Origin of the sequence: Pseudomonas sp. BF-R-01 (assembly GCF_019946615.1) — a bacterium.
GTDB classification, from domain to species: domain Bacteria; phylum Pseudomonadota; class Gammaproteobacteria; order Pseudomonadales; family Pseudomonadaceae; genus Aquipseudomonas; species Aquipseudomonas migulae.
This window is the reverse complement of record NZ_JAGYFX010000150.1, coordinates 1-11,402: the sequence shown is the minus strand read 5'-3', so window position 1 is coordinate 11,402 and position 11,402 is coordinate 1. Positions and strand designations below refer to the sequence as shown.

Genomic DNA, 11,402 nt, shown 5'->3' with positions numbered 1-11,402 from the left:
GGCGATGGCGTCTTCAACATCGCCATCGCCAGCAAGCCGGCTCCTACAGGTCGGTGGTAAGCATGGGATTACGGCTTATTGGGAATCCCGTACTTACGCAACCGATGGGCAATTGCGGTGTGGGAGGTTTGCAGGCGGCTGGCCAGTTGCCGCGTGGAGGGGTAGCTGACGTAGAGTTTTTCCAGCAGGGTCTTTTCGAACTCTTCCATCGCCTGCTCCAGGCTATCGACTTCTGTGTCGCTCTGGCGCGCCACGGAGGTGCCGGCGATGTCGAGGTCGCCGATGTCCACCAGGCTGCTTTCGCAAATCGCCGCGGCGCGAAAGATCACGTTCTGCAATTGCCGCACGTTGCCCGGCCAGCGGTTGCCCAGCAACGCCGGGTAAGTGCCCGGCGCCAGGCGACACACCGGTCGCTGAATCTGCGCGCAGGCCTGCTGCATGAAATAGCGCGCCAGCAGCAGAATGTCCTGACCGCGTTCGCGCAGCGGCGGGACTTCGACGTTGAGCACGTTGAGGCGATAGAACAGGTCTTCGCGGAACGAGCCTTCGCTGACCATTTTTTCCAGATCGCGGTGCGTGGCGCTGAGGATCCGCACGTTGACCTTCACTTCACGATCACCGCCCACCCGACGGAAGCTGCCGTCGTTGAGGAAACGCAGCAATTTCGCCTGCAAATACGGCGACATTTCGCCGATCTCATCGAGAAACACCGTGCCCTGGTTGGCCAATTCCATCAGCCCCGGTTTGCCGCCCCGTTGCGCGCCGGTGAAGGCGCCGGGGGCGTAGCCGAACAGCTCGCTTTCGGCGAGGTTCTCTGGCAATGCCGCGCAGTTCAGTGCCAGGAACGGTGAACTGTGCCGCGCGCTGATGGCGTGACAGGCCCGGGCGACGAGTTCTTTGCCGGTGCCGGTTTCGCCCTGGATCAACAGCGGCGCATCGAGGGCTGCAACCCGCTGCGCGCGGGCCTTGAGCGTACGAATCGCCGGGGATTCGCCGAGCAGCGCATCGAACCCTTCGGCATGGTCGTGGTGCAGCGCCGAGAGGCGTTCGCCGATGCGGTTCGGTTGATACAGCGTCAGCAGGGCGCCGGCGTCGGTGATCGGCGTGGCGTCCAGCAACAAAGTCTGGCCGTTGACGGTGATCTCCCGCAGCGGCAGGCGAAAGCCGTGTTCCAGCAGGGCGTCGAGCAATGCGGGATCGGCAAACAGGTCAGCGACACTTTCACCGGCCGGTTCGCGACCGTACAAGGCAATCAATGCCGGGTTGGCCAGCAGCACCTTGCCGGCGCTGTCCAGGGCCAGTACCGGGTCGGTCATGGCCGCGAGCAGCGCATCGAGTTGTAAGTGTCGACGTTGGCCGGGAAGGATGTCGACCACCGTCATCGCTTGCACGCCGCGCACGCTGAGCAAGGCGTCGTGCAGCTCTTCGAGCACGTCCGGGCTCAGGGTCGGGGCGTCGATGTAGACGTTGGGCGGAACCATTTCCACCGCATCCAGATTGAGATTGCGCCCACCGAGCAGGGCCAGGACTTCCTGGGTAATGCCGACGCGGTCGATGAAGCTGACGTGGATACGCATGGGGCGGTTTTTTTATCTGACGTGCGGAGGGTGGCAAGTATGCCTTGGAGGAGGGGTTCAGGTGAAATCCGCTGATGGGATCGCCACCTGTAGGAGCCGGCTTGCTGGCGATCGCATCGCCTCGGTGCATCTGAAAAACCGAGGTGTTGCCATCGCCAGCAAGCCCGCTCCCACAGGTACAGCGTTCATCCAGGGGAATAGGGTTATTCGAAGTGTTCGATGTTCACCGGGTCGCCGGATTTCATATCCAACTGCTTGCGGATGTCTTCGAACATCAGATCGTAATGCTTGTGAACCGAGCCGATCTGACTATGGGTCTTCGGAATCCCGTACTTCTCGGCGATTTTCGTTACGTTGTTGGCGAAGTTGTAGGCTTCCTCCTTGCGCAGAAAGAAGGGCTCCTTCACGTCCTTTCCTTGAATACTGCCATGCAGGGTGAACTGAATTCCTTTCTCCCCCTTGGGATTCTTGCTGACTTCATAGTCGAGGTGCACGTTGTAGCTGACATCGTCCGGTGTCAGTGCATGGCGCTCAATGTGCAGGTGACCGGGCTCGAACTGTGCCATTGACGGTTCTCCTTATAAATAAGTAATGCCAGGTTTTGCCGTGCTGATGCGGGTGCCGGCCGTGCCCTGGACGATCGCCTCGATGTCCGAGAGTGAACCGATCACCGCGACCTTTCCAGTATGGCGCGCGAACTCGCAGGCTGCCTGAACCTTGGGTCCCATGGAGCCGGCGGCGAAGCCGAGTTTTTCCATTTCGTCCGGGTGCGCCTGGCCGATGGCCTTTTGTGTGGGTTTACCGTAGTCGATGAAGGCCGCGCTGACGTCGGTGGCAATCACCAGCAAATCGCTGTCCAGCTGTTCGGCCAGCAGCGCCGAGCACAGATCTTTGTCGATCACCGCTTCCACGCCTTGCAGCTTGCCATGAGCGCCGTACATGGTCGGAATGCCGCCACCGCCGGCGCAAATCACGATGCTGCCTTTTTCCAGCAGCCACTTGATCGGGCGGATTTCGAAGATGCGTTTCGGTCTCGGGCTGGCCACCACGCGGCGGAATTTGTCGCCGTCCGGGGCAATCGCCCAGCCTTTTTCGGCGGCGAGTTTTTCTGCTTCGGCCTTAGCGTACACCGGGCCGATGGGTTTGGTCGGGTTCTGGAAGGCCGGGTCGTTGGCGTCGACTTCGACCTGGGTCAGGAGCGTGGCGAAGGGCACTTCGAAGTCCAGCAGGTTGCCCAGTTCCTGTTCGATGATGTAGCCGATCATGCCTTCGGTTTCGGCGCCGAGCACGTCCAGCGGGTAAGGCGACACCGAGGTGTAGGCCGCCGCCTGCAACGACAGCAGGCCGACCTGCGGGCCGTTGCCGTGGGCGATGACCAGTTCGTTGCCGGCATGGATCTTGGCGATCTGTTCGGTGGCGATCCGGATGTTGGCGCGTTGGTTGTCCGCGGTCATGGGTTCACCACGGCGGAGCAGGGCGTTACCGCCCAGAGCAACGACGATACGCATGATTCAGTCCTTTCAATAAAGAGATTACGAGCGACTCGGTTCCTCTGTCGAAACCCGGTCAATGTGGGAGCGAGCCTGCTCGCGATTACCATTTCACATTCAACAATGATGTTGGCTGTTACTCCGCTATCGCGAGCAGGCTCGCTCCCACAGGGGGTTGTGTGCCTGCAGGAGGAACCGGGTCAGCCGTTACAGGTCAGCCAGGGTCGACACCAGGATCGCCTTGATCGTGTGCATGCGGTTTTCCGCTTGCTCGAAGGCGATGCACGCTGGCGACTCGAACACGTCATCGGTGACCTCGATGCCGTTGGACAGGTGCGGATACTGCTCGGCAATCTGTTTACCGACCTTGGTGTCGCTGTTATGAAACGCCGGCAGGCAGTGCATGAACTTGGTGCGCGGGTTGCCGGTGGCTTTCATCAGTTCCGCGTTGACCTGGTAGGGCAACAGTTGCTGGATGCGTTCGGCCCAGGCTTCGACTGGCTCGCCCATCGACACCCAAACGTCGGTGTGGATGAAGTCCACGCCCTTGACCGCTGCTTTCGGGTCTTCGGTCAAGGTGATGCGGGCGCCGCTTTCTTCCGCGTATTTCTTGCAGCGCGAGACCAGGTCATCAAGGGGCCACAGGGCTTTCGGCGCGCAGATGCGCACGTCCATGCCCAGCTTGGCGCCGATCAGCAGCAGCGAGTTGCCCATGTTGTTGCGCGCGTCGCCCAGGTAGGCGTAGCTGATTTCGTGGATCGGCTTGTCCGCGTGTTCACGCATGGTCAGCACGTCGGCGATCATTTGCGTCGGGTGGTATTCGTCGGTCAGCCCGTTGAACACCGGCACACCGGCGAACTTGGCCAGTTCCTCGACGATTTCCTGCTTGAAGCCACGGTATTCGATAGCGTCGTACATGCGCCCCAGTACGCGGGCGGTGTCCTTCATGCTTTCCTTGTGGCCGATTTGCGAGGAATTCGGGTCGATGTAGGTGACGTTGGCGCCCTGATCATAGGCCGCGACTTCGAAGGCGCAACGGGTGCGGGTCGAGGTTTTTTCGAAGATCAGCGCGATGTTGTTGCCTTTGAGGTGTTGTTGCTCGGTGCCGGTGTACTTCGCGCGTTTGAGGTCACGGGACAGGTCGAGCAGGTAACGCAGCTCACGGGGCGTGTGGTGCTCCAGGCTGAGCAGGTTACGGTTGTGGATGTTGAACGCCATGATGATTCTCCTTGAGTTCGGTAATCGGCCCGGCCGCTACCGGGTCAGTGCGGCCGGGGGGATGGTCGTTTAGTAGTCGATAGGGTCGCGGATGATCGGGCAGGTCATGCAGTGGCCGCCGCCACGGCCGCGCCCCAGTTCACCGGCGCTGATGGTGATGACTTCCACACCGGCCTTGCGCAGCAGGGTGTTGGTGTAGGTGTTGCGGTCATAGCCGATGACCACGCCGGGTTCCACGGCCACCACGTTGTTGCCGTCGTCCCACTGCTCGCGTTCGGCGGCGAAGCTGTTGCCGCCGGTTTCCACCACGCGCAACGCTTTGAGGTTCAATGCCTTGGCCACCACGTCGAGGAAGTTGCCTTCTTCGCGACGGATGTCGATGCCCCCTTGTTTGCCTTCATCCGGGCGCAGGGTGAAGCCGACGATCTGATTCACCACTTCCGGGAAAATCGTCACCAGGTCGCGGTCGCAGAAGCTGAACACGGTGTCCAGGTGCATGGCTGCGCGGGACTTCGGCAGACCAGCGACGATGACTTTTTCCACGGCCTTGTTCTTGAACAGGTTCAGGGCCAACAGGCCGATGGCCTGACGGGATGAGCGTTCGCCCATGCCGATCAACACCACGCCGTTGCCGATCGGCATGACGTCGCCGCCTTCAAGGGTGGAACTGCCGTGTTCCTGGTCCGGATCGCCGTACCAGATTTCGAAGTCGGCGTTGGTGAACTGCGGGTGGAATTTGTAGATGGCGGTGGTCAGCAAGGTTTCCTGACGGCGCGCCGGCCAGTACATCGGGTTCAGCGTCACGCCGCCGTAGATCCAGCACGTGGTGTCGCGGGTGAACTGGGTGTTGGGCAGCGGCGGCAGAATGAAGCTGGAGTGGCCGAGGAAATCGCGGAACATCTGGATGGTCTTGCCGCCGAAACTGTCCGGCAGGTCATCGGCGGAGACGCCGCCGATCAGGAATTCAGCGATCTTGCGCGGCTCCAGGCTGCGCAGCCATGACTTCGTTTCATCGATCAACCCCAAACCGACCGAATTGGCGGTGACCTTGCGTTCCAGAATCCAGTCGAGGGCTTCAGGAATCGCGACGATGTCGGTCAGCAGGTTGTGCATTTCCAGCACGTCGACCCCGCGTTCACGCATCTTGGTGACGAAATCGAAATGGTCACGCTTGGCCTGGGCGACCCACAGCACATCATCGAAAAGCAGTTCGTCGCAGTTGTTCGGGGTCAGCCGCTGGTGGGCCAGGCCGGGGGAGCAAACCATGACTTTGCGCAGTTTGCCGGCTTCGGAATGTACGCCGTACTTAACTTTTTCCGTGGTCATTACAGTGATCCTCCAGATGACAAAACAATCGGGTATTACAGGGTCAGGAAGCCGTCATACAGCCCGTAAGCTGCCACCAGGGCGCCCACGATGACGGCTGCAAAAATCAGCTTCTCGACGTTGGTGAAAATCGGTTTGCCGAGTTCTCGCTTGGCCTTGGCGAACAGGATGACCCCGGGCGCATAGAGCAGGGCAGACAACAGCAAGTATTTGGTGCCCCCTGCGTAGACCAGCCAGACCGCGTAGATCACCGCGATGGCACCGATGAGCAAATCCTTCGAGCGTTCGCCCGAGTCGTTTTCATAACTCTCGCCGCGCACCGCCAGCAGCAGTGCATAAGCCGCGGACCACAGATACGGCACCAGAATCATTGAAGTGGCGAGGTAGATCAGCGACAGGTAAGTACTGGCGGAAAACAACGTGATGATCAGGAACAGCTGCACCATCGCGTTGGTCAGCCACAAGGCATTGACCGGCACATGGTTGGCGTTCTCCTTGCGCAGGAATTCCGGCATGGTGTGGTCCTTGGCGGCGGCGAACATGATCTCCGCACACAACAGCACCCATGACAGCAACGCACCGAGCAGGGAAATGATCAGGCCGACGCTGATCAGCACCGCGCCCCAGTGACCGACCACGTGCTCCAGCACCGCGGCCATCGACGGGTTCTGCAGTTTTGCCAGTTCCGGTTGGGTCATGATGCCCAGCGACAGCACGTTCACCAGCACCAGGAACAACAGCACGGTGATGAAGCCGATCACGGTGGCTTTACCGACGTCGCTGCGCTTTTCCGCCCGCGCCGAGAAGATGCTCGCGCCTTCGATGCCGATGAACACCCAGACGGTGACCAGCATCATTTTGCGCACCTGGTTCATCACGCTGCCCAGGTCGGGGTTTTTCACGCCCCAGATGTCAGCGGTGAAGATGTCGAGCTTGAAGGCGAAGATCGCGATCAGCACAAACAGCAGCAGCGGCACGACCTTGGCGACGGTGGTCACCAGGTTGATGAACGCCGCTTCCTTGATCCCGCGCAGCACGAGGAAGTGCACGCCCCAGAGCAGCAGCGACGCACCAATCACAGCGGCAACGGTGTTGCCTTCGCCGAAGATCGGGAAGAAGTAGCCGAGGGTGCTGAACAGCAGGACGAAGTAACCGACGTTACCGAGCCAGGCACTGATCCAGTAACCCCACGCGGAGGAGAAACCCATGTAGTCGCCGAATCCGGCCTTGGCGTAGGCGTAGACCCCGCCGTCCAAGTCAGGTTTGCGATTGGCGAGTGTCTGGAACACGAAGGCGAGTGTCAGCATGCCTACGGCAGTGATGGCCCAACCGATCAGCACCGCGCCGACGTCGGCACTGGCGGCCATGTTCTGGGGCAAAGAAAAGATCCCGCCACCAATCATAGAGCCGACAACCAACGCAACAAGTGCACCGAGTTTCAGTTTTCCGGGGGATTCAGACATTGCATGACTCCAATGCAGGAGAAGAGAGACAACAGAGTAGTTCTGTTAGCAATTCAGTCAGCTGACTTAGATCAGTGCATGGCTACATTCCATTGTTAATGAAAGACTTATGAACCTTTTCCGGGCATAACGGTATTTCCGGAAAAGCCCGGTCCAGAGGCCTCGACTCATACAAAAGGAATAACTCCAATTGCTTGGAACTTTTACGCTAGTTCGTTTTCTGCGTTCCGCAAATTTTTGACGCCGGTTTCAGGTATGGAATCGATTAATTAAGATTGACCCACAAATTCGCTCTTTGCCAAGACGCTAATAGAATCATCCGCTATAAATAACGGACATGACTTGGCGTTTTCTAATAAACGTTATTACGCTGTACCTATTTAGTTAAAACCAACCATGTGACGGTTTCCCGGCCGTGGTCATTCCCCGGTCACATCGGGAAAAATGGAGACGCAGGCATGTCGCAACCGACGCAAAAACTTCGCCTGAGCGCACTGATCGCGCTGGTGGTTGGATCGATGATTGGCGGCGGGATCTTTTCCTTGCCGCAGAACATGGCCGCCCGTGCCGATGCCGGCGCGATATTGATCGGTTGGGCCATCACCGCCGTCGGAATGCTGACGCTGGCCTTCGTGTTCCAGACGCTGGCCAATCGCAAACCCGAGCTGGATTCCGGGGTGTACGCCTACGCGAAGGCAGGGTTCGGCGACTACATGGGGTTCTCGTCCGCGTGGGGGTACTGGATCAGCGCCTGGCTGGGCAACGTCGGTTACTTCGTTCTGCTGTTCAGCACTCTCGGGTACTTCTTTCCGGTGTTTGGCCAGGGCAACACGCCCATCGCCATCGGTTGCGCCTCGGTCCTGCTGTGGGCCGTACATTTTCTGGTGCTGCGCGGGATCAAGGAGGCGACGTTCATCAATCAGTTGACCACCGTGGCCAAGATCGTGCCGCTGATCATGTTCATCGTCATCGCCGCCGTGGCGTTCAAGGCCGACATCTTTACCCGTGACATCTGGGGCCGCAGCAACCCGAATTTCGGCGGCGTGATGGATCAGGTGCGCAACATGATGCTGGTCACCGTGTTTGTGTTCATCGGCATCGAGGGCGCCAGTGTGTATTCGGCGCGGGCGGAAAAACGTTCGGATGTCGGCCGGGCGACGGTCATCGGTTTTATTGGCGTGCTGGCGCTGTTGGTGCTGGTGAATGTGTTGTCGCTGGGGATCATGAGCCAGCCGGAACTGGCCAACCTGCAGAATCCGTCACTGGCGGCGGTGCTGGAACACATCGTCGGGCCCTGGGGCGCGTTGTTGATCAGCATTGGCCTGGCGATTTCGCTGCTCGGCGCGTTGCTCTCCTGGGCGCTGCTTTGCGCCGAGATCCTCTTTGCCACGGCCAAGGACAAGACCATGCCGGCCTTCCTGAAAAAGGAAAACGCCAACCATGTGCCGGTCAATGCGCTGTGGCTGACCAACGTGATGATCCAGCTTTTCCTGCTGATCACGCTGTTTTCCGCCGGGACTTACACCAGCCTGATCTACCTCGCGTCGTCGATGATTCTGGTGCCGTATCTGTGGTCGGCAGCGTATGCGGTGTTGCTGAGCGGGCGCGGCGAAACGTACGAGCACGCGTCGGCGGAACGCACCAAGGACTTGCTGATCGGCGGCATCGCGCTGAGTTATGCGGTGTGGCTGTTGTACGCCGGCGGGGTCAAGTATTTGCTGCTGTCGGCGTTGTTGTATGCGCCGGGGGTGATTCTGTTCGCCAAGGCCAAACGTGAGCAGGGTGAACCGCTGTTTACAGCGATCGAGAAAGGGATATTTACCGCGGTCATCAGCGGCGCCGGTTTGGCGGCGTATGGCTTGTACAGCGGATTTCTGTCGTTGTGAGGTTGCGGCTGGCCTATCAGCCGCCCTATGACTGGCCGGCGATGCTGGGCTTCTTGTCGGCGCGGGCCGTGGCGGGAATGGAAACGGTGGTGGATGGCGTGTATTCGCGCAGCATCGGCCTGGACGGCGCTCACGGCACGTTTTCGATAAGGCCGGTGGCGGGCGATGCGCTGGAAGTGACGCTGGATTTTCCTGACCCGGCGGCGGTGCCGGAGATCGTTGCGCGGTTGCGACGGATGTTTGATCTGGATGCGGATTTAGCGGCGATTCATCGGTCGCTGAAGGCTGACCCGTTGATGGTGCGGTTGATTGCCGAGCGGCCAGGATTGCGGGTTCCGGGGACGTGGGACGGTCTGGAACTGGCGATTCGTGCGGTGTTGGGGCAGCAGATCAGCGTGGTTGCGGCGATCAGGTTGGCAGGGAAACTGGTGGTGCAATATGGGCCGCCTTTGGCGTCGGTTTTGCCCGGTATCACGCATGTGTTCCCGGTGGCTGGCGTATTGGCGCAGGCGGATCTGGCGGCGCTGGGCATGCCGAAAAGCCGGGGCCGGACGTTGTCGGGTGTGGCCCAGGCGTTGCTTGATGATCCGTTGTTGTTTGAACCGGGGCGTGAGGGTGGTGTGGCGCGGTTGCTAGCTTTGCACGGGATTGGCGACTGGACGGCACAGTACATTGCCTTGCGACAATTGCGCGAGATGGATGCGTTTCCGGGTGGGGATGTTGGGTTGATCAATGCGTTGTCGGCGCTTGAGGGGGAGCGGGTGACGGCTCGGGAGTTGTTGGCGCGGGCCGAAGGTTGGCGACCTTGTCGAGGGTATGCGGCGCAGCTTTTGTGGACATCACTGAGTCGGGCGGACTGAGCTGATCCAGCATTTGGGGCAACTGATCTGACGCCTTCGCGGGCAAGCCCGCTCCCACAGGTTTTGAGTCGTGCTCATTACTGGAGTCCGACACCAATCCTGTGGGAGCGGGCTTGCCCGCGAAGGCGTCCGTCCAGTCACCACCACTGCGCGCGATGTGAACCCAATTCGGAGGCCGGTATCGCCCACTGCAACGGCGTCCCGGTGATTTTCAGTGGCACATGAAGCCGATGCGCCGGCCCCCAAGGCGTCTGTTCAACCAGCAAGTCCTGATCGTTTTCATCCTCTGCCCGCAGCAGCTCACTCGTCCCCGCACCCTGTTCAATCAACAACTTCGCCGTCCGCGCCAGCGACAACCGTGCCGACCCACCCCGTCCCAATAACGTGATCGCCGCAGCCGCCATCAAATACCCGGTGGCATGATCCAGCGCCTGCACGGGCAACGGCGTCGGCTTGTCCGCCTTCTTCCATTGCATCCCCGCTTCGGCAATCCCGCTGCTCATCTGCACCAGGCTGTCGAAGCCGCGGCGGTTCTGCCATGGTCCGCTCCAGCCGTAGGCGTTCAGGCAAACGTCGATCAGGCGGGGCGCGAGTGCCTGTCGTTCGGCGACGCCGTAACCCAGCCGTTCCAGCGCATCGGCGCGGTAGCCGTGGAGCAGAATGTCGGCGTCCTTGAGCAGGCTTTCGAACAGGATGCGATCTGCTTTGTCATGCAAGTCCAGGCGTGCGCAGCGTTTGCCCAAGGTGACTTCCGGCACCACACCGGGCTCGTTCCAGGTCGGTGGGTCGATGCGCAAAACGTCGGTGCCGAGGCCGGCAAGAAAGCGACTGGCGACCGGGCCGGCAAGCACGCGGGTCAAATCCAGCACCTTGATCCCGGCCAGCGGTCGCGCCACCGATCCTTGCCACGATGACGGCGGTTCAGGGTTGCCGGCGCTGAGCTGAATCAGTGGCTCAGAGTTCACCGCCTGGCCCTGGGGATGCGCCTGCCATTGCGCCCAGCTGCGCATTTCGGCGGCACAGCCACCGGCCTCGACCACGGCGTGTTCCAGATCGGTTTTCGCCCATTGCGCAACCTTGCTCGCCACGGCGGCGCGGTCGGCACAGGCGCCGAGCACTTTTTCGGCCGCCGCACGGTGATGAGGCGCGTTGGTGTGCAGGCGGATCCAGCCGTCGCTGGTCGGGTAGTCTCCGGCCACCGGGTCCCAGAGTGGAGGAACGCTCCAGCCGACGGGACGGATCGACGTCGCGAACCAGAAAGAGGCGAGGCGACGGTCGACTTCAAGGTTGGGCAAACGACCGGTGTGCTGGTGCAGTAACTCGCTGACCGCCTGGCCGGCAGCGGCAATGCTGGCGCTCGCCAGGTCAGTGACGCCGAACGCCGAGGGCAGGGCGCCCTTCGAGGTGAACGGAATCGGGGTGTGGGGCAAGCCGAGTGCGGCTTGAATGGACGTGAGTAAATCAGTCATCGAAGGCCCTCCGGAACGAGAGGCCGAGCATAGATCAAACAGCTGATGATGCGGGTGAAACCTGTAGGAGCGAGGCTTGCCCGCGAAGAACGATGATGCGGTCTACCTGGCAG

The 11,402-nt window shown here is 60.7% G+C and carries 9 protein-coding genes; 2 read left to right on the top strand and 7 right to left on the bottom strand.

Annotated elements, in window-relative coordinates; translation table 11 throughout:
• Positions 1 to 68 precede the first annotated feature (68 nt).
• From KGB27_RS29515 to arcD (KGB27_RS29490), 6 genes are all read right to left on the bottom strand, one after another.
• Positions 69 to 1,577: a sigma-54-dependent transcriptional regulator gene (locus tag KGB27_RS29515; RefSeq protein WP_008027814.1), complete on the bottom strand. Its 1,509-nt coding sequence runs from the start codon at positions 1,575 to 1,577 to the stop codon at positions 69 to 71.
• Positions 1,578 to 1,780: 203 nt separating this feature from the next.
• On the bottom strand, positions 1,781 to 2,143 hold the full coding sequence (locus KGB27_RS29510; RefSeq protein WP_008027817.1) for a DUF5064 family protein: 363 nt from the start codon (positions 2,141 to 2,143) through the stop codon (positions 1,781 to 1,783).
• A gap of 12 nt (positions 2,144 to 2,155) precedes the next feature.
• Complete coding sequence (gene arcC, locus KGB27_RS29505; RefSeq protein ID WP_008027818.1) at positions 2,156 to 3,085, bottom strand: carbamate kinase; 930 nt, start codon at positions 3,083 to 3,085, stop codon at positions 2,156 to 2,158.
• Between the two features lie 189 nt (positions 3,086 to 3,274).
• Entirely contained in the window at positions 3,275 to 4,285 is a 1,011-nt protein-coding gene (locus KGB27_RS29500) for an ornithine carbamoyltransferase (protein WP_008027820.1), read from the bottom strand.
• 69 nt (positions 4,286 to 4,354) lie between these two features.
• Positions 4,355 to 5,611: an arginine deiminase gene (arcA, locus tag KGB27_RS29495; protein WP_008027822.1), complete on the bottom strand. Its 1,257-nt coding sequence runs from the start codon at positions 5,609 to 5,611 to the stop codon at positions 4,355 to 4,357.
• 35 nt (positions 5,612 to 5,646) lie between these two features.
• Positions 5,647 to 7,074: an arginine-ornithine antiporter gene (arcD, locus tag KGB27_RS29490; RefSeq protein ID WP_008038651.1), complete on the bottom strand. Its 1,428-nt coding sequence runs from the start codon at positions 7,072 to 7,074 to the stop codon at positions 5,647 to 5,649.
• A 458-nt stretch (positions 7,075 to 7,532) separates the two neighbouring features.
• Between arcD (KGB27_RS29490) and arcD (KGB27_RS29485) the strand changes: the two genes are divergently transcribed.
• Both arcD (KGB27_RS29485) and KGB27_RS29480 read left to right on the top strand, forming a co-directional pair.
• Complete coding sequence (arcD, locus tag KGB27_RS29485; RefSeq protein WP_008027826.1) at positions 7,533 to 8,960, top strand: arginine-ornithine antiporter; 1,428 nt, start codon at positions 7,533 to 7,535, stop codon at positions 8,958 to 8,960.
• A complete protein-coding gene (locus KGB27_RS29480) occupies positions 8,957 to 9,820 on the top strand; it encodes a DNA-3-methyladenine glycosylase family protein (protein WP_223557266.1) in 864 nt (287 codons plus the stop codon). The genes arcD (KGB27_RS29485) and KGB27_RS29480 overlap by 4 nt, the downstream gene beginning before the upstream one ends.
• A gap of 137 nt (positions 9,821 to 9,957) precedes the next feature.
• On the opposite strand, the gene KGB27_RS29475 is transcribed toward KGB27_RS29480, so the two are convergent.
• Positions 9,958 to 11,289: a CoA transferase gene (locus KGB27_RS29475; RefSeq protein WP_223557265.1), complete on the bottom strand. Its 1,332-nt coding sequence runs from the start codon at positions 11,287 to 11,289 to the stop codon at positions 9,958 to 9,960.
• Between the last annotated feature and the right edge of the window lie 113 nt (positions 11,290 to 11,402).

What these genes read in the sequence shown, in the direction of transcription:
- arcC (WP_008027818.1), bottom strand. Translation starts at nt 3,085, where the DNA reads ATGCGTATCGTCGTTGCTCTGGGCGGTAACGCCCTGCTCCGCCGTGGT.
- KGB27_RS29515 (WP_008027814.1), bottom strand. Translation starts at nt 1,577, where the DNA reads ATGCGTATCCACGTCAGCTTCATCGACCGCGTCGGCATTACCCAGGAA.
- KGB27_RS29510 (WP_008027817.1), bottom strand. Translation starts at nt 2,143, where the DNA reads ATGGCACAGTTCGAGCCCGGTCACCTGCACATTGAGCGCCATGCACTG.
- KGB27_RS29475 (WP_223557265.1), bottom strand. Translation starts at nt 11,289, where the DNA reads ATGACTGATTTACTCACGTCCATTCAAGCCGCACTCGGCTTGCCCCAC.
- KGB27_RS29500 (WP_008027820.1), bottom strand. Translation starts at nt 4,285, where the DNA reads ATGGCGTTCAACATCCACAACCGTAACCTGCTCAGCCTGGAGCACCAC.
- arcD (WP_008027826.1), top strand. Translation starts at nt 7,533, where the DNA reads ATGTCGCAACCGACGCAAAAACTTCGCCTGAGCGCACTGATCGCGCTG.
- arcD (WP_008038651.1), bottom strand. Translation starts at nt 7,074, where the DNA reads ATGTCTGAATCCCCCGGAAAACTGAAACTCGGTGCACTTGTTGCGTTG.
- arcA (WP_008027822.1), bottom strand. Translation starts at nt 5,611, where the DNA reads ATGACCACGGAAAAAGTTAAGTACGGCGTACATTCCGAAGCCGGCAAA.